The sequence below is a fragment of the Blautia sp. HA8986 genome, assembly GCF_056504635.1.
This window is the reverse complement of the sequence record NZ_JBWLUQ010000001.1, coordinates 1,115,647-1,132,680: the sequence shown is the minus strand read 5'-3', so window position 1 is coordinate 1,132,680 and position 17,034 is coordinate 1,115,647. Positions and strand designations below refer to the sequence as shown.

Annotated in this window: 18 protein-coding genes and 3 pseudogenes; 19 read left to right on the top strand and 2 right to left on the bottom strand. The window is 39.1% G+C overall.

Going from position 1 to position 17,034, the window contains the following annotated elements:
• The first annotated feature begins 5 nt into the window (after positions 1–5).
• From AC04Q4_RS05215 to AC04Q4_RS05175, 9 genes and pseudogenes are all read left to right on the top strand, one after another.
• A complete protein-coding gene (locus AC04Q4_RS05215; protein WP_476388616.1) occupies positions 6–440 on the top strand; it encodes a hypothetical protein in 435 nt (144 codons plus the stop codon).
• A gap of 164 nt (positions 441–604) precedes the next feature.
• Positions 605–1,486, top strand: coding sequence for an SIR2 family NAD-dependent protein deacylase (locus AC04Q4_RS05210; protein ID WP_173737200.1), 882 nt, complete (start codon positions 605–607; stop codon positions 1,484–1,486).
• Complete coding sequence (locus tag AC04Q4_RS05205; RefSeq protein WP_476388615.1) at positions 1,473–2,318, top strand: SIR2 family NAD-dependent protein deacylase; 846 nt, start codon at positions 1,473–1,475, stop codon at positions 2,316–2,318. The genes AC04Q4_RS05210 and AC04Q4_RS05205 overlap by 14 nt, the downstream gene beginning before the upstream one ends.
• The gene (locus AC04Q4_RS05200; RefSeq protein WP_349055762.1) at positions 2,315–2,641 is read left to right on the top strand and encodes a TIGR04076 family protein; all 327 of its coding nucleotides are present in this window, start codon (positions 2,315–2,317) and stop codon (positions 2,639–2,641) included. Before AC04Q4_RS05205 ends, AC04Q4_RS05200 begins: the two co-directional genes overlap by 4 nt.
• 4 nt (positions 2,642–2,645) lie before the next feature.
• Positions 2,646–3,494: a Sir2 family NAD-dependent protein deacetylase gene (locus AC04Q4_RS05195; protein ID WP_243251668.1), complete on the top strand. Its 849-nt coding sequence runs from the start codon at positions 2,646–2,648 to the stop codon at positions 3,492–3,494.
• Between the two features lie 703 nt (positions 3,495–4,197).
• The gene (locus tag AC04Q4_RS05190; protein WP_244092493.1) at positions 4,198–4,356 is read left to right on the top strand and encodes a hypothetical protein; all 159 of its coding nucleotides are present in this window, start codon (positions 4,198–4,200) and stop codon (positions 4,354–4,356) included.
• Between the two features lie 202 nt (positions 4,357–4,558).
• On the top strand, positions 4,559–4,660 hold the full coding sequence (locus AC04Q4_RS05185; protein WP_244092496.1) for a DUF4357 domain-containing protein: 102 nt from the start codon (positions 4,559–4,561) through the stop codon (positions 4,658–4,660).
• Positions 4,661–4,814: 154 nt separating this feature from the next.
• Positions 4,815–5,294: a hypothetical protein gene (locus AC04Q4_RS05180; protein WP_173737204.1), complete on the top strand. Its 480-nt coding sequence runs from the start codon at positions 4,815–4,817 to the stop codon at positions 5,292–5,294.
• Positions 5,295–5,614: 320 nt separating this feature from the next.
• Positions 5,615–6,319, top strand: a pseudogene (locus AC04Q4_RS05175) (ADP-ribosylglycohydrolase family protein); the annotation flags it as partial.
• 161 nt (positions 6,320–6,480) lie between these two features.
• Here AC04Q4_RS05175 and AC04Q4_RS05170 read toward each other — a convergent pair.
• Complete coding sequence (locus AC04Q4_RS05170) at positions 6,481–6,756, bottom strand: helix-turn-helix domain-containing protein (RefSeq protein WP_243873797.1); 276 nt, start codon at positions 6,754–6,756, stop codon at positions 6,481–6,483.
• Between AC04Q4_RS05170 and AC04Q4_RS05165 the strand changes: the two genes are divergently transcribed.
• The 8 genes and pseudogenes from AC04Q4_RS05165 to AC04Q4_RS05130 all read left to right on the top strand — a co-directional run bounded on the left by AC04Q4_RS05165 (position 6,712) and on the right by AC04Q4_RS05130 (position 15,366).
• Positions 6,712–7,077, top strand: coding sequence for a hypothetical protein (locus AC04Q4_RS05165; protein ID WP_243251679.1), 366 nt, complete (start codon positions 6,712–6,714; stop codon positions 7,075–7,077). The two genes, AC04Q4_RS05170 and AC04Q4_RS05165, sit on opposite strands and share 45 nt — an antisense overlap.
• Positions 7,078–7,687: 610 nt before the next feature.
• A complete protein-coding gene (locus AC04Q4_RS05160) occupies positions 7,688–8,980 on the top strand; it encodes an ABC transporter substrate-binding protein (protein ID WP_195456750.1) in 1,293 nt (430 codons plus the stop codon).
• 79 nt (positions 8,981–9,059) lie between these two features.
• Positions 9,060–9,947, top strand: a complete 888-nt coding sequence (locus AC04Q4_RS05155; protein ID WP_119240730.1) for a carbohydrate ABC transporter permease — start codon at positions 9,060–9,062, stop codon at positions 9,945–9,947.
• A 12-nt stretch (positions 9,948–9,959) separates the two neighbouring features.
• On the top strand, positions 9,960–10,805 hold the full coding sequence (locus AC04Q4_RS05150; protein WP_195456751.1) for a carbohydrate ABC transporter permease: 846 nt from the start codon (positions 9,960–9,962) through the stop codon (positions 10,803–10,805).
• Positions 10,806–10,837: 32 nt separating this feature from the next.
• Positions 10,838–12,501: pseudogene (locus AC04Q4_RS05145) on the top strand (glycoside hydrolase family 3 C-terminal domain-containing protein); the annotation flags it as partial.
• A 15-nt stretch (positions 12,502–12,516) separates the two neighbouring features.
• Positions 12,517–12,936: a fibronectin type III-like domain-contianing protein gene (locus AC04Q4_RS05140; protein ID WP_476389082.1), complete on the top strand. Its 420-nt coding sequence runs from the start codon at positions 12,517–12,519 to the stop codon at positions 12,934–12,936.
• Between the two features lie 4 nt (positions 12,937–12,940).
• The gene (locus AC04Q4_RS05135; RefSeq protein ID WP_178774198.1) at positions 12,941–13,711 is read left to right on the top strand and encodes a polysaccharide deacetylase family protein; all 771 of its coding nucleotides are present in this window, start codon (positions 12,941–12,943) and stop codon (positions 13,709–13,711) included.
• Between the two features lie 86 nt (positions 13,712–13,797).
• Positions 13,798–15,366, top strand: coding sequence for a glycoside hydrolase family 43 protein (locus AC04Q4_RS05130; protein ID WP_178774197.1), 1,569 nt, complete (start codon positions 13,798–13,800; stop codon positions 15,364–15,366).
• A gap of 370 nt (positions 15,367–15,736) precedes the next feature.
• On the opposite strand, the pseudogene AC04Q4_RS05125 reads toward AC04Q4_RS05130, so the two are convergent.
• Positions 15,737–15,982: pseudogene (locus tag AC04Q4_RS05125) on the bottom strand (IS1634 family transposase); the annotation flags it as partial.
• A 288-nt stretch (positions 15,983–16,270) separates the two neighbouring features.
• On the opposite strand from AC04Q4_RS05125, the gene AC04Q4_RS05120 reads away from it, so the two are divergent.
• Together AC04Q4_RS05120 and AC04Q4_RS05115 are read left to right on the top strand one after the other, a co-directional pair.
• Complete coding sequence (locus AC04Q4_RS05120; protein ID WP_173737209.1) at positions 16,271–16,663, top strand: pyridoxamine 5'-phosphate oxidase family protein; 393 nt, start codon at positions 16,271–16,273, stop codon at positions 16,661–16,663.
• An 11-nt stretch (positions 16,664–16,674) separates the two neighbouring features.
• Positions 16,675–17,031: a PAS domain-containing protein gene (locus AC04Q4_RS05115; protein ID WP_195456753.1), complete on the top strand. Its 357-nt coding sequence runs from the start codon at positions 16,675–16,677 to the stop codon at positions 17,029–17,031.
• Positions 17,032–17,034 lie beyond the last annotated feature (3 nt).

Sequence of the window (17,034 nt, the reverse complement as noted above, 5' to 3'; positions counted from 1 at the left end):
AAGTTATGGAAGTGCTTGAAAATAAAGTAGCTTTATCAGGAACACATCATGGTCATCTAATGGCAGCCATGGCAGGTATTGCCACATTAAAGCAATTAGATGAAGCTGCATTTGAAAAGTTAAATGGACAGGCAAGCAGAATTAAAAATGAAATTAATTCATGGGCAATTGAAAATGAAATACCATTTAGTTATTATGGAGAGCATTCTATTCTTGGATATGCATTTACAGATAATGTAGATAGAAAAATCAACACAATCAGAGATTACTGGGGTAATACTAACGGTAATGCAATGCAGATTTACGCATTAGAGATGGCTGTCAGAGGGTATTATCCAGTTGTGAGAGGACAGATTGCACTTACACTTCCCATGACAGATGAGAATATTACTGGATTTATTGAAACATCTAAGGAATTAATCACAGAGATTTATAAGTAATTTGTTATTATTTGGAGCCAGCTATTACTGTTTTAGCTGGCTCTGATTACGATGTAATTAATAATATAACAGCTACTTGACGCGCAGATGAAGTGATGATATACTACTACAAAGAAGTTAGTTATAAAATAACAACAAGAGAAAAAGTGAGGAGAACTTCCATTATGAAAAATGAACAGTATAAAGAGGCAGTAAATTCTCTGGTTCGACACATTCGAGATGCGGATGCTATTGTTGTTGGGGCTGCTTCCGGGATGTCTGCAGCGGCGGGATTTCGTCATTATTATGAGCATGATAAGGATTTTATAGATAATCTTGGTGAGTTTGAAAAAAAGTATGGATATCGTAATTCATTTGATGGATTTTATTATCGGTATCGAACCAGTGAAGAACGTTGGGCATTTATCGCAAGAAATCTTTGTATGATCCTGGATGCGGAAACGGGTCAGCCTTATTATGATTTGTATGATATTTTAAAGGATGAGAATTATTATATTTTAACGACCAACCAGGATACACAGTTTACCCGTGTATTTCCAGAAGAAAAAATCAGTGCAATTCAAGGTGACTGGAGATACTTTCAGTGCAGCCGCAGATGTCATGATGAGCTTTACAGCTCGGTGGACACACTGCAAAAGTTAAATAAAAGTATTGATGAAAACCTGCGTGTTCCAAAGAATATGATTCCACGTTGTCCAAAATGTGGTGCAGAAATGGAACCATGGGTTCGGTCATGGACATTTCTGGAAGGTAAAAAATATCGTGAAGAATACAATAAATTAAATGCATTTTTAAAGACAAACAAAAATAAAAAGATACTGTTTTTGGAACTTGGTGTAGGTCGTATGACTCCTATGTTTATTCAGGAACCATTCTGGCAGATGACATATGCATGGCCGGATGCTTATTATATTACGATTAACCCCAGAGATGCACTTGTACCGGAAGAATTGAAGCAGAAAGGTTTTGCCATTCACGAAGATATTGCAAAAGTATTAGCTGATGCCAGAAAGAATTTTAATGAGGGGCGGAATGAATCAAGATAAAATAAAAAATGTAGCAGAACTGATCCGGCAGGCAGATGCAGTTCTTGTAGGGGCTGGATCTGGAATGTCCAGTGCAGCGGGATATAATCATTATCATTGCAATGAAATGTTCAAAAAGTATTTTAAAGATTTTGAACAGACTTATGGAATCAGAAATCTATTTCAGGGATTTTATTATGTTTACTCAAAGTCAGAGCAGCAATGGGGATTTTATTCCAGATATATTACATTCATGGAAACGTCTCCTGCCGGACAGCCGTATCGTGATCTTTATGAATGCCTGAAAGGAAAAGAATATTTTATTCTGACGACAAACTGTGACATTCAGATTCCGAAAGTTTTCCCAGAGAATAGAATATGTCAGTTCCAGGGAGACTTTCGATACTTCCAGTGCAGTCAGCCTTGTCATGATCAAATATATGAAAACTATGCTATGATCCAGGATATGCTGGATTCAATGAATGATAACCAGGAAATACCATCAGAAAAGATTCCACGTTGTCCGAAGTGTGGATGGAAGATGGTTCCGTGGGTACAGGATAATACTTTTTTGCAGGGAGAATACTGGAAAACAGCATATCAACAATATAAAAATTTTGTTGATACCTACAAAAATAAAAAATTGTTATTGCTGGAATTAGGTGTTGGAGATATGACACCGAGTGTGATCAAATTACCTTTTTGGGATATGGCATATAATTTTTCGGATACTTTTCTGGTAACAGTAAATCTGGATGCAGGTAGTTCACCTGAGCATTTAAATGGAAAATGCTTAACTATAAATGAAGATTTATTGTATTTTTTGCAAAAATTACGGGGACAGATTCAATGAAGCGAGATGTAAGAATAACGATTTTAAAATCAGAAATGGATCAAAAGCTTGCAGAGCAATATGCAGTTTCAGGGTTTGAAGCTTGTCCATTTCATAAAACAGGGCAGGTTTTTGTCAGTGACGGTGAACATAAACCGGAAGGATTGTGTGAGTATGCCTGGAAACCAATAAAAGAGATGGTAAAAATGCTATCAGAAGGAGAACTTCTCCAGCCGAGAGGTACATGGATGGTAGATGATGACAAAGGTGTTTTTTCCTGTGTAGATGGATTAAGACCGGTTATTATGCTGATTGAGGCGATTCATGCAGATGAGGATGAATGAAATAATGGAAGAAAAATATAAACAAATTGCTGAAAAAATAAAAGACGCAGATGGAATTCTGATTGGTGCAAGTAATGGATTATCCATAGCGGAAGGATATAATATTTTTGCAAACGATGAGAGATTTCAGAGCTATTTTTCTGACTTTCAGAAAAAATATGGTTTTAGAAGTTTGATTCAGGGAAGTTTCAGCAGATTTGAATCAGAAAATGAAATGTGGAGCTATTATAGCCGTATGGCATATTATTATATGTATCATACACAGTCAAGCACGCTCATGCAGATACTATATACACTTGTAAAAGATAAACCATATTTTGTGGTGACTTCTAATACAGATGATCATTTTGCAATGGCAGGGTTTGAACGTCAGCATATTTGGGAATTAGAGGGCAACATGAAAGATATGCAGTGTGCGAACGGTTGTCACAAGCAGATTTACTCCAATCGAGAAGTAGTATTAACTATGAGGGAACATGAGCATGGAATGGAAATTCCGTCAGAATATTTGCCGAAATGTCCAAAATGTGGTGGTGTTATGAAGATTCATGTGCCAGTAAATCAGAACTTTATCAAGGGTTCAGAGACACAGATGAGTTATCAGAATTATCAGAAATTTATGGCGCGTTTTCAAGGGAAAAAACTGCTGATTTTGGAATTTGGAATCGGTGCCAGAAATCAGATGATAAAAGCACCGTTTATGAAAATTGCAGCAAAAGAACCAAATGTTTTTTATATAACTTTTAACAAAGGTGAGATTTATATTCCAACACAGATTGCAGATAAGGCAATAGGGGTAGATGGTGATTTGTCGCAGATATTACCTCAAATAGAGAGAGCTTATAGGGAGTGATAATGTTGGAAAAATTTTATTTTTCTGATATTGTTCGGCATATTTTAGCATTTCTTGAAGATGACGTATCTGAGATTCGAGAGAAACAACAGTGGAATTTACCTCTTTTTGCTGCATATGTAACAAGACTATGCGGTCTTCAAGTTCTGAAAAAAATTATGTAGATTATGTGTGAGCATCTTGTTATATTCAGCAGAGACAATTTTCCTGGCGCAGATATATCAACATAAGGCAAAACTTCTTTGATTTTTTTACGATATGCTTTTGTTCCGCTTCCGGAGGAACTGGTATAAGTGCTCGATGTAGTTTAGTATCGTTGATTAATAGATCCAATATCTATATAACAGAAATCATCCGCAGGTTTCATTTGCTCTTTATTGTAAACAATTCTTCCTAACCTTACCCATTCCCAACTCTCTGGAATGTCAAATGGTACTTCATCCGCAATACATACTGGTTCGTTCTTTCAAATCTTCTCATAAGGCAAATTATGGATACTTAATTAAGCAATATATGCTATACTGAGAATAGTTGTAATTCATTATAAGTATCAGATAACTGCCATGCCAGTGAAGAGGATAGTAGGTTGCAAGATTATCTTACGAGATTAGTAAAACAAATTGATGAATATGATGGCGAAAATTGGATTGAAAAGTATGCTGAGTAGGTGTTAAACCAAGGATAGAACAGGGGAGGAATAGCAATGGCGTATGGAAAGTCTATAGAGCTGTTTTTGGTCAATGGAACAGCCGATAGCTTGACTATAGCGGAGTTGTCAAATTGGAATAGAAAAGCAATTAAGATACCAAGAATTGAATTATCTTCGTGCTATAGAGAGGATATTACTCAAGCAGGAGTATAGTTCCTCTTTTGCAAAGAAGATGATGGAACAGATTCAGTATATATCGGAGAAGCAGAAAATGTAAAAGAACACTTGGAGTCATATTGCTCCAGAGGATGATGAGACAATCTCAGCGGGTATTAAAGAAAAGAGGAATAAAGCCAATATTGTAGAGGGCATTCTACAGGAGGATGTTTTGTTTTCAAGTCCATCTGGAGCAGCAATGTTTGTGGTAGGTAAGAGCGCTAACGGGTTGACAAGCTGGGAAAATGCAGACGGTATTACACTTAAAGATATTGAAAGCGATGAAACAAAATGCAACTAATGTTATTGCGAATCGGATGAGAATTAGGAGATAAGGCGAACTGTCCGGTCAGATTGTTGGGGATATTGATTCTTATATAGATGCAAATTACGTCAGAGAAATCCATAGAAAAGAGTATCCGATAAGGAGCAGAAGAAGTACTCGTATAAAAGAATTGGCAGAAGAAGATTTCAATGAAGAAATGCTTCAAAGAGAAGAAGACAACTATCCATTTGAGGAAATGACAGATACTGGCATGACAGAATTGCTCATGTCGTTAGAAAATATATCATTGGAAGACCAGCTTGCGAATATTGGAGTTTCGTTTCATGACAAATTATTTGAGCTGATTGATGAAGCACATCTCGATAATAAGGATGTGTGGAAACGGGCAAATCTTGATAGGAAACATTTTTCAAAGATTCAGTGTGACCAGAACTATCATCCAAAGAAAAAGACGGTAATGGCACTCTGTATTGCACTGCACCTTGATTTGGAACAGTCAAAAGACTTACTTGCCAGAGCGGACTGGGCGTTCAGCCCAAGCAGTAAGGTAGATCTGATTGTACAGAAGGCAATAATAGATAAGCAGTATGATATGATGCAGTTGAATGTAACTTTGTTTAAGTATACGAATGAAATTCTTGGAGTATAGGAGCAAGATGTATATGGAAGTATGATGCATACAGCTTTTTGTGATAAAAGGCATAGTCAGGAAGTCTTTGATAACATGAAAAAAGATCTACAGGAATTTATTGATAAGGACACAACTGCTGAGGAAGAAGACATTTTCTATGAAGAGTTTACAAGTAAATATTGATTGTCATATGTTACGTCGGTACTTATAGTATCGGCGTATGTTTTGTCCTAAAAAGTGTCGCCCGGACAGCGACCATATAAAGATGCCGCTCAACTATACTCATATTGTAACAAAGAAAAAGAGCTGCCGGAGCAATCCGGAGATTGGAGGCATATATGTACGGAGCAATTTTAGGAGATATTATAGGAAGTCCATTTGAATTTGATAGAGGAGATAAAACAAAGGAATTTGATCTGTTTACTAAAGGCTGTGACTTTACAGATGATTCTGTTATGACAATAGCAGTTGGAGAAGCTCTTCTTGCAGTTGGACCGGAAGCTACAGTAAAGGAAATTGAAGAAGCAGTAGTAACTAATATGCAGGATTGGGGAAAAAGATATCCATATGCAGGTTATGGTGGAAGATTCAGGTATTGGCTTAGAGAAAGAAATCCTAAGCCATACGGAAGTTATGGGAATGGATCCGCCATGAGAGTGTCAGCGGTGGGATGGCTTTATGATTCGCTGGAAAGAACGAGAGAGGTGGCAAGAGCGACAGCAAATGTGACACATAATCATCCGGAAGGCATTAAGGGTGCAGAGGCAACAGCCAGTGCAATATACATGGCTAGGAATGAATCTTCAAAAGAAGAAATTAAAGAATACATCGAGAGGGAGTTTCATTACAATCTTGATAGAACACTTGATGAGATCAGACCGGGATATCATATGGACGAGACTTGTCAGAGAACAGTACCGGAGGTAATTATTGCATTTCTGGAATCCAAAGATTTTGAGGATGCCATACGGAATGCAGTATCACTTGGTGGAGATACTGACACACTTGGTGCTATTACAGGCAGTATTGCAGAAGCATTTTATGGAATTTCTGATGTATTGATTGCAGAGTGTAGAAGTCGGATTGATGAAGGCTTGATGACGGATATTCTTGATAAGTTTGATCATATACTTGGCAGAGATAAAAATGCTGATTCGGATGAGAAGAATGGGACACAGGCAAATACAGACACCTGCTTCCGGGATTACTTTTTCCCGGAAGCAGGTGTTTTTTGGAAGTGTGAATCATACATATTTCGGAATTCTGTGGGAGTGCACAGGTTTAATTGTTTGAACATCCGTAAAAAGGCGGACAGGCTGGAAAAGCCTGATTGTACTGCCACTTCGGTAACAGCAAGCTCCGGATCCAGCAAAAGAGATTTTGCGTATTCAATTCTTTTCTGGTTCAGAAATTTGTAGAAGGAGGAATTAGTATATTGTTTAAAAAGGCGGGCAAAGTGATATTTGCTGAACCCTGCCAGACTGGCAACCTCCTCCAGAGTAAGGTTTTCAGAAAAGTGGTTGCTGATATAGTCGGTGATAAACAGAAATTTTTCCATATATTCTTTCTGATGGTGAATATCACGGTCTCCGTCCTGCTGATGAAAAGCTTTGTGATTTCTGCCAATATCCACAAAGATTTCCAGGAATTTTGCAATGATGGAAATTTCAGAATAGGTGGTAAAATTCATATATTCATCCTTGATTTCCAACATAAGACGGTGGATGTGTTCATAGGCCTGTGGATATTCTTCCTTGGTGACCAGAATGGCAGGACTGAGGAGTGGTGTGATCAGATCTAGCTCTTTTAGCTTGATGTGGTTCAGGCTGGGCTGAAAAATAATCCTTTCTCCTGTAGCCGGAGCAAAGAGCTCGTGAAGTATACAGGGACATATAACAAGAATTTCTCCTTCTTTGATAAAATAATCGTTATGACCGCAGACAACCCGGTAGTCATTAATAACAGGCATGATCACTTCGAATGAGGGATGCCAGTGAGGCGGATAGTTTTCGGCTTCCTTATTGTAATAAAGACAGATCTGGGTATCTGCTTTGTAATCAACGGTTTCATGAATTCCCTGTAAATTATGGATCATATGGACTCCTTTCACACCTAATTATTGCTTTTGATAGCAAATGTTGCTTTTTAATGTTTGTGTATATAATGTATCAAAAACATGTATAAATGGCAATATATAACATTGGAAAAATTGAAATAATAAAAATATATGTCAAAATACACAAAAAAGAATATAAAAATCTATTAAAATTGACATATCAAAGAAAATAGTAGCAGATAAATAGCAAGAATTGATAGCAACATGACAAGAATTATGGAGCCAATCACAGGACATTCTGATATAGTAGAACCATCAAGAAACGAGGTAATGAATCAAAAGGAGGATTAAAAAAATGAACAAGAAGAGATTACTTTCAGTATTACTTTCAGCAGCTATGGTAGCGGGAACCATGGCAGTAACAGTGCCTGTATATGCAGATGACACAGAGGAAATCACATGGATGTTCTGGGATGACCTGGAAGCTACAGAGGATCTGGTTTCCAAAGGATACAAAGATGTTATTGATCGCTTCAATACAGAATATGAAGGGAAATACCATGTAACACCGATCACAACAAATCTGGAAGAATATGACGGAAAATTAAATGCCCTGATCGCAGCAGGACAGACACCGGATGTATACATTTGTAACCCGGGACCCAACATGGATGTATATGTAAATGCAGGAGCAGCAGCAGACCTGACAGATATTCTTGAGAATCAGGAAAAAGACTGGTACGCAACATTTACAGATGGAATCTTTGACAGACTGACTTATGATGGAAAGATTATGGCAGTTCCTACAAACTTCGCAGCTGCCTGTGTATACTATAACACAGAGCTTTTTGAGAAGGCCGGAGTAGAAGTTCCGACTACCTATGATGAACTGATCGATGTATGTAAGAAACTGCAGGATGCTGGTATTACACCAATCTCCTGTTCCGCAGGAACTGCATGGTGCCTGTCAATGATCGCAGGTTATCTTTGTGACCGTTCAGGTGTAGATCTTCAGGCAATCGCAGATCATAAAGCAAACTGGACAGACGATAACTGTATTGCTGCAGGTGAGAAATTAAAAGAGTTATCTCAGTATTTCCAGGAAACAGCAGCTGGCGACTCCAATGATCAGGCTACAGCAAACTTCTACAATGGAGATGCAGCAATGCTGGTACAGGGATCATGGGCTATGGCTCAGATCAATGGCAATAATCCTGATTTCCAGAGCAAATGCGGTGTATTCCAGTTCCCTGGAATCGACGGAGCGAATGATCCGAACCGTATGATCGTTAAAACAGACAACTTAATGATGAGCTCTACAACAGAGCATCAGGATGCAGCAATTGCACTGATGAAGATGTTTACAGATGAAGAAGCACAGAAATATACAGCAGAAATAGGAGGAAAATTCCCGGTCATCAAAGATCTTGACATTGACTATGACAAAGCTCCTGCACAGCTGAAATATGTTCAGGATATTATGGACAAAGCAACTGGTACTTTTGGATTCTACAATGAATCTCTGGCATCTGTAGAAGCAGGTGACTGCTTCGACAATGCAATGGTTGATATATTCCTTGGAAACCAGACTCCGGAAGAAGCCTTCCAGACAGTACAGGATTTCTATGAAGAAAACGTCTGGAAATAATTGTGGATAGATAGTACAGAATTTACATGGCTGCTGCGGAAGAAAAAAGTTCCGTAGCAGTTTTTAAATGGAGGCAATTATGGATAAAATTTTACGTAATAAGAAGGCTATTTTCATATTTATCGCACCGGCACTGATCATGTTTGTCCTGGTACTGGTTATCCCTATGGTGCAGATGGTTTATTATTCTTTATGCGATTATGCGGCATTGACACCGCCCAAATTTACCGGACTTGCAAACTATAAAAATCTATTTTTTAAAGATTCTACATTTAAAATTGCGTTAAAGAACTCTATTTTCTTTATGATCTTTTCTGCTATTACTCAGCAGGTGATCGGCCTTGGTCTTGCAGTTATGCTTACCAATATTAAGAAAGGCAGAAACCTTTTCAAAAATATTTATTATCTTCCATCCGTTCTTTCCTCAGCAGCCTTAGGTCTTTTATGGGCATTTATGTTTAACCCAAAGATCGGTATCAATAATCTGCTGGCACAGTTCGGAATCAAAGGCCCTCTTTGGCTGATGGATTCCAAAGGTTTTATTGTACTTCCCATGTGGGTGATTGCGTTTGTTGCCTTATGGCAGTATGTTGGACAGAATATGATGCTTTATATGGCTCAGATCACAGGAATTTCCAGAGACATATATGAAGCTTCTTATATAGACGGCGCATCAAAGACACAGTCATTCCGTTACATTACACTTCCGTTGATTAAACCAATGATGGTAACTTCACTTTCATTGAACTGTATCGGTTCTCTTAAATTCTTTGACCTTGTGTATAACATGACTCAGGGTGGACCAAACCACAGAACCGAGGTGCTTGCGACAGAACTTTATGCGGAAGGTTTTAACTATTTTAAATATGGTTATGCCAGTGCGATTTCTGTAGTCTTACTGGTTATGTGTCTGATCGTAACATTATTGGTTAAAAAAGTAATTAAAGTTGAAACTTACGAGGGCTAGGAGGTAACAGAGATGCAGACAAAAAAATCAAGAAAACCGGTAAAGCCTGTTACAGTAATTCTTTATATATTTCTTATTGCACTTGCTGTGATTTATGTGGCTCCGCTGTTATGGATGTTATGTGTTTCATTAAAAGATAATGCAGGCGTAATGGCAGCTCCATTTGCCCTGCCGGAAGTATTTCACTGGGAAAATTACCAGCAGGCATGGACAATGGGTAAGCTTGGAATTGCACTTGTAAACTCAGTACTGGTCTGTGGAATCACACTTGTAGTCAGTCTGTTTTTTGGAGCAATGGCAGCATTTGCCATTGCAAGAATGCGTTGGAAATTATCAGAAGCAGCACACACATTTTTCCTGATCGGAATGATGGTTCCGGTACATTGTATCCTGATTCCGCTGTTCGTACGTTTTGCAGGGATGGGATTGACTAACTCAAGAGTAGGTCTGATGATCCCGTATATTACGTTTTCCCTTCCGATGACTATTTTCCTTCTGACAGGATTTTTCAAATCTATGCCTGGAGAATTATTTGAGGCAGCAGCCATTGACGGATGTGGAATTTATGGATGCTTTTTCAGAATCGCACTTCCCCTTTGCAGAACAGGATTCTTTGTTTCAGGTCTTATGACATTCGTAGGTAACTGGAATGAGCTGCTGCTGGCTATGGTATTTGTCTCAGATCCGGCAAAGAAAACACTGCCTGTAACACTTACATATTTCGTAGGACCATATGCCACAAACTATGTACAGATGTTCGCAGCAATCATTATCGCAATCGCACCTACCGTTATTGTATACTGCCTGTTCAGTAATCAGATTGTAGAAGGTCTGACTACAGGTGCTGTAAAAGGATGATGTATGAAAGGAATGTGTAAAAGGAGGCTTGTATGAACAGAGACGAGGCAAGAAAGAAAGCACAGGAACTGGTATCCAAAATGACACTGGAAGAAAAAGCCAGTCAGTTAAGATATGATGCGCCGGCTATAAAGAGACTTGGTGTCCCTGCTTATAATTGGTGGAATGAAGGACTTCACGGGGTAGCCAGGGCAGGACAGGCAACTGTATTTCCGCAGGCAATTGGCATGGCTGCCACATTTGACAGAGATTGCGTAGCTGAAATGGCAGATATTGTAGCAACAGAAGGACGTGCAAAATACAATGCATATTCCAGTGAAGAAGACAGAGATATTTATAAAGGACTGACATTCTGGTCCCCCAATGTAAATATTTTCCGTGATCCGAGATGGGGCAGAGGCCATGAAACTTACGGGGAAGATCCGTATCTGACCAAAGAGCTTGGAGTAGCTTTTGTAAAAGCTCTTCAGGGTAATGGAGAAACTATGAAAGCTGCGGCATGTGCAAAGCATTTTGCAGTGCATTCCGGACCGGAAGCGATCAGACATGAGTTTGATGCAAAGGCATCTGCAAAAGATATGGAAGAAACGTATCTGCCTGCATTTGAAAGCCTAGTAGAGGAGGCTGATGTAGAGGCAGTTATGGGAGCATATAACCGCACAAATGGAGAACCCTGCTGTGGAAGCCCTGCTCTGCAGAAAAAACTGAGAGATGACTGGAAGTTCCAAGGACATTTTGTATCAGACTGCTGGGCGATCAGAGATTTCCATGAACATCATATGGTGACTAATACAGCTTATGAGTCAGCAGCACTTGCCATTAATAATGGCTGCGATCTGAACTGTGGAAATACATATCTTCATATTATGAAAGCATATGAAAAGGGGCTTGTCACAGAGGAAAGGATTACAGAATCAGCAGTAAGACTTTTTACTACCAGATATCTTCTTGGGCTATTTGATGGCAGTGAATATGATAATATTTCCTATAGGGAAGTAGAATCAGCAGAACATCTGGCAGCAGCAGAGAAAGCAGCAGCGAAGAGTTTTGTACTTTTGAAGAATAATGGAATTCTTCCATTAAAAAAAGAGGATATCAAAACAATCGGAATTGTGGGACCTAATGCTGACAGCAGAAAGGCTTTGATTGGAAATTATCATGGAACTGCATCCAGATATATTACAATCCAGGAGGGAATCCAGGATTATGTAGGTGAGGATGTGAGAATTCTTAGTTCTGTAGGAAGCGAGTTGTTTAGAGACAGAACAGAACCTCTGGCATTCAGCAGAGATCGTCTTGCGGAAGCTAAGATCGTTGCAGAAAACAGTGATGTGGTGATTCTTTGTGTAGGTCTGGATGAGACACTGGAGGGTGAAGAAGGAGATACCGGAAACAGCTATGCATCCGGAGATAAAGAGAGCCTGAAGCTTCCTCAGTCCCAGATTGATTTAATGGAAGCAATGGCTGGTTCCGGAAAACCGGTGGTTCTTTGTCTGATGGCAGGAAGTGATATTGATATGAGCTATGCAGCAGAGAAATTTGATGCAGTTATGGTTCTGTGGTATCCGGGAAGTCAGGGCGGAAAAGCGGCAGCAAAATTCTGTTTGGGGAAAACTCCCCATCCGGCAAACTTCCGGTTACCTTTTACGAGAGCCTTGAAGAACTTCCGGAATTTACAGATTATTCCATGAAAGGCAGAACCTATCGTTATATGGAAGGAAAAGCACAGTTCCCCTTTGGATATGGACTTACCTACAGCAATGTAAAAGTAGAAAATGCAGAGGTAAGACAGTGCGGACGGAAGATAACAGTAGAGGCAGAAGTATATAATAAGGGTAATGCAGATACTGAGGAAGTTGTCCAGGTTTATGTAAAAAATCTTGACAGTAAAAATGCAATTCCAAATCCTGCACTGGGAGGATTCCAGAGAATTTTTATAAAAGCAGAAGAACGCAGAAAAGTTATGGTTCCTGTCTGGGAAAAGGCATTTACAGTGGTAGATGAAAATGGAGAACGCGTAGAGGATGGCAGGAAATATGAGATTTTTGCAGGCTGTAGCCAGCCAGATGAAAGAAGTATAGAGCTTACCGGAACAGAGCCTGTAAAGATAATCTGGGAGAAAGAAGACTGAGCTTATGAAATTTGACTTGTTTTATCCGCAGTGGAAAGACCGGGCAGTTACATTCAGCTATGATGATGGCCAGATTTTTGATAGAAGACTGGTTGATATTTTTAATAAATATAATCTGAAAGCAACATTTCATCTGAACTCAGGGACTTTGGATACAGAAGGATTTATAAAAACACAAGAACTGAAAAGCTTATATCAGGGACATGAAATTGCCTGTCATGGTGTTGCACATGAGTATCCCACACATCTTTCGCAGGAAAGACTGGTTCAGGAATTTTATCAGGACAGATGCAGTCTGGAGAGAGAAACGGGAAGGATTATCAGAGGATGTTCTTATGCATTTGGAGAATATGACGAAAGGGTCATCAATACCCTGAAGAATCTTGGGTTTGCATACAGCAGGACTGTGGAGTCTACAGAAAATTTCCGCATTCCGGAGGATTTTATGAGGTGGACTCCGTCCTGTCATCACAATGATGCATTCAGGGGAATTGCAGAAAAGTTTTTGCACAAACCAGATTATCAGAAGCTTCCTCTTCTCTATGTATGGGGACACAGCTTTGAGTTTGAACGGGAACAGACATGGGAGCAAATGGAAAGCTTCTGCAGAAAGATTTCAAACCATGAAAATGTGTGGTATACCACTAATATGGATTATGTGAATTATATGAATGCAGCCAGAAATCTGATATTCAATGCAGAATGTACCTATGTAGAAAATTTATCAAAAATAAAAATATATTGTAAAATAAATGGAGAGTGCCAGATCTTATAATCTGGCATTCACTGATATAGGGTTTGCTGAAAAGCATATAAGAGAGTCTACAGATTTCATATTTGATTTACGGGAGGAAATGATCAATGATAACTTGTAAAAATCCGATTTTAAGTGGCTTTTATCCGGATCCGTCCATATGCAGGGTGGGAGAGTGGTTTTATCTGGTTACATCTACTTTTGCATATTTTCCGGGAATTCCTGTATTTCGCAGCAGAAATCTGGCACAATGGGAGCAGATCGGAAATATATTGACACGGGAGAGCCAGCTGCCCTTACAGGGCTGTGAACATAATGAGGGGATTTATGCTCCTACACTTCGGTGGCATAAGGGAACTTTTTATCTGATTACTACCAATATATCTGGCGGCGGAAATTTTATAGTAACTGCAAAAAATCCCCAGGGTCCATGGTCAGAATCTCATTTTTTGGAAAATGCCAGGGGAATCGACCCTAGCTTATTCTTTGATGAGGATGGAACCTGTTATTATATCGGGCAGAGAGAAAATTCCCGTGGCGGCAGGTACAATGGTGATTGCGAAATATGGATACAGAAGCTGGATTTGCAGACTTTCAGGCTAGAAGGGGAGGCGCATCCTGTTTTATATGGATTCCAGAGAAATGCAATCTGGCCGGAGGGTCCTCATCTTTATAAAAGAAATGGTTATTACTATATTTTTCATGCAGAAGGTGGAACAGAGGAGCATCACAGTGAAATGGTGGCCAGGAGTAAAAATATTTTTGGCCCCTATGAATATGCAGGGACAAATCCGATCCTGACACACAGACACTTGGGAAAAAATGCGGAGATTACCTGTGTAGGACATTGCGATCTGACTGAGGATGAACAGGGAAACTGGTTTATGGTTGTTCTGGGCTGCAGACCTGTGGACGGAAAGACATTTCTGGGAAGAGAGACTTTTCTGGCAAAGGTAGAGTGGGAGGATGACTGGCCGGTGGTAAACCCGGGAGTAGGAATGCTGGAAAAGGAAATCTGTCTGCCTGGTGAGAAGGATAACTCTATGCCCGGAGAACTGAATGAAGTCAGAAATTACAGTTTCAAAAATATGACAGATAAAAAGCTTCCACCGGATTTTATGATGCTCAGAAATCCCCAGCCGAATGCTTATACAATAGATGAACAGGAAGAATGTTTAAAACTTCCTGCAAAAGCTGTGGCAATTGGGGATAATGGGAGTCCTTCGTATGTTGCGGTGAGACAAAAGCACCATAGATTTCAGGCAGAGACGGAGTTTTTGTTAAAAGCAGGAGAAAAAGGTGACAGAGCCGGAATTGCCTATCTTCAGAATTCTCAGAATTATCTTCTGGCAGAATATGGAGAAGTGGGGGCAGACGGCTATATCTATGTCACAGTATGTATCAATGGAACAGAGAAGATACTTGCAGAAAAGAAAACAGAGAAAAGAGGTATGCAGACCCTGAGATTGAGCGTAGACCAAAGCCTGGCACAGGTATGGCTGATTCGGCCTGAGGCGGAAGAAAAATCACAATGTATAATCAGGGAGGTGGATATCAGCCATATGTGTACAGAAGCGTCAGGCGGTTTTACCGGCTGTACAGTGGGAATGTATGTACACTCTGAACAGAAACAGAGTACAGGCTGTGCGCAGTTTTGCAGATTTACGGTAAAGTAACAATCATTCTGATGATTCCGGCAATTGGTTGTTCTGCCTTTGCGTTTGTGTTAAGATCCCATCTTTGACAGTTGTAAGGTGACAAAACGGCTACAAACCCAGTAAATATGGGTGTTGTGGCCGTTTTTCTTTTTGCAGCGATATGTACTATATTATCCTTGCTTTGATTTTATCTGTTTTGTATTCTTGATGAGGGTCCGCATATCTGCTTTAGTAATGAATTCATGATCCGTTCTAAAATCAAATATTTTATGTAAGGCATCGGTTAGTTCGGTTCTTGTATAAGAGGGGATATATCCGCTCGCTGTGTTCAGCAGAGTCATTTGCATAGAGCGTAATGTTTCCAATATCTGGTCTGCTGTATAAAAGTTGCCGCTTTGGAGAACTCTACAGACACTTTTCCGGTATGCTGCTTATAAAGTTCTGTTTCTTTTGCCGCCTGTTCCTTTGCCCACACCATCAACTTGTATTCATTCCCATCAAACTGTTCAAGAAGGGCATTGTACTTCCCAAGTTTTTTATAAATACATGAAGAGGATTTTCCGTTTTCTTTGCGGAAAGAACGATAAATATATACATCTTTATTATTTTTACTGCCTGTGATTGCGATATACATGATAAATAAATCCTTTTTTCTTTTATTACACCACACTATTATAAACAAGTACATATAAAAACGTAAAATTTGACATAAAAAATGCAGGTTTTATAAGGCCTGCAGGGTGATTTTTAATTATTCAACTGTCAAACTCCCGAGTTTGAAGCTGATAATAAAAGATTACAGTTACTGTAGTCTGGACAATAGCTTATGTCTGAGAAAATCTATGGTATTGTGTTTGGTGAAAAGTGGAAATAGTGGTATAATTCTATTATTGACAGATTTTAATAACAGGAGGCTTATACCATGGAACGAGTAGTAAATTTTTTAAAAGAAGCAGAGACATATTATTTGGCAACAATGGAAGGAGACCAGCCAAGGGTAAGACCTTTTGGAACAGCACATATTTTTGAAGGAAAACTGTATATTCAGACCGGAAAGGTGAAAGATGTTTCAAAACAGATTCATGCAAATCCAAAGGTGGAAATCTGTGCATTTAAGAATGGAGAGTGGCTTCGTGTAGCAGGAGAACTTGTAGAAGATGATAGAAGAGAAGCAAGACAGTCTATGCTTGATGCTTATCCATCTTTACAGAATATGTACTCAGCAGATGATGGAAATACAGAGGTATTTTATTTTAAGAATGCGACAGCTACATTTTCATCATTTACACATGAACCGGAAGAAGTGAAGTTCTAAGGGCAACAAAAATGGCGAAAAGTATTGTTGATCAGGACAGGGCATCCGTTGTTATATGCAATCTTAAGCATGAGATTATTTACATGAATCCGGCAGTTGTTATCAGCAATGCGAAGGGAGATGGCGATAAACTTATTGGAAGAAGTTTGTTAGAGTGTCATAATCCGGAATCAAGAGATAAAATACAGCAGGTAGTGGACTGGTTTGCAGTTGATGAAAGTCATAATATCGTTTATACTTTTCACAATGAAAAACAGAATAAAGATGTTTATATGGTGGCACTCAGAGATGATGGGAAGTTGATAGGATATTATGAGAAACATGAATATCGAAATGCAGAAACTATGAAACAATACGATTTATGGTGATGA

What these genes read in the sequence shown, in the direction of transcription:
- AC04Q4_RS05215 (WP_476388616.1), top strand. Translation starts at nt 6, where the DNA reads ATGGAAGTGCTTGAAAATAAAGTAGCTTTATCAGGAACACATCATGGT.
- AC04Q4_RS05210 (WP_173737200.1), top strand. Translation starts at nt 605, where the DNA reads ATGAAAAATGAACAGTATAAAGAGGCAGTAAATTCTCTGGTTCGACAC.
- AC04Q4_RS05205 (WP_476388615.1), top strand. Translation starts at nt 1,473, where the DNA reads ATGAATCAAGATAAAATAAAAAATGTAGCAGAACTGATCCGGCAGGCA.
- AC04Q4_RS05200 (WP_349055762.1), top strand. Translation starts at nt 2,315, where the DNA reads ATGAAGCGAGATGTAAGAATAACGATTTTAAAATCAGAAATGGATCAA.
- AC04Q4_RS05195 (WP_243251668.1), top strand. Translation starts at nt 2,646, where the DNA reads ATGGAAGAAAAATATAAACAAATTGCTGAAAAAATAAAAGACGCAGAT.
- AC04Q4_RS05190 (WP_244092493.1), top strand. Translation starts at nt 4,198, where the DNA reads ATGGCGTATGGAAAGTCTATAGAGCTGTTTTTGGTCAATGGAACAGCC.
- AC04Q4_RS05185 (WP_244092496.1), top strand. Translation starts at nt 4,559, where the DNA reads ATGTTTGTGGTAGGTAAGAGCGCTAACGGGTTGACAAGCTGGGAAAAT.
- AC04Q4_RS05160 (WP_195456750.1), top strand. Translation starts at nt 7,688, where the DNA reads ATGAACAAGAAGAGATTACTTTCAGTATTACTTTCAGCAGCTATGGTA.
- AC04Q4_RS05155 (WP_119240730.1), top strand. Translation starts at nt 9,060, where the DNA reads ATGGATAAAATTTTACGTAATAAGAAGGCTATTTTCATATTTATCGCA.
- AC04Q4_RS05150 (WP_195456751.1), top strand. Translation starts at nt 9,960, where the DNA reads ATGCAGACAAAAAAATCAAGAAAACCGGTAAAGCCTGTTACAGTAATT.
- AC04Q4_RS05140 (WP_476389082.1), top strand. Translation starts at nt 12,517, where the DNA reads ATGGAAGGAAAAGCACAGTTCCCCTTTGGATATGGACTTACCTACAGC.
- AC04Q4_RS05135 (WP_178774198.1), top strand. Translation starts at nt 12,941, where the DNA reads ATGAAATTTGACTTGTTTTATCCGCAGTGGAAAGACCGGGCAGTTACA.
- AC04Q4_RS05130 (WP_178774197.1), top strand. Translation starts at nt 13,798, where the DNA reads ATGATAACTTGTAAAAATCCGATTTTAAGTGGCTTTTATCCGGATCCG.
- AC04Q4_RS05120 (WP_173737209.1), top strand. Translation starts at nt 16,271, where the DNA reads ATGGAACGAGTAGTAAATTTTTTAAAAGAAGCAGAGACATATTATTTG.
- AC04Q4_RS05115 (WP_195456753.1), top strand. Translation starts at nt 16,675, where the DNA reads ATGGCGAAAAGTATTGTTGATCAGGACAGGGCATCCGTTGTTATATGC.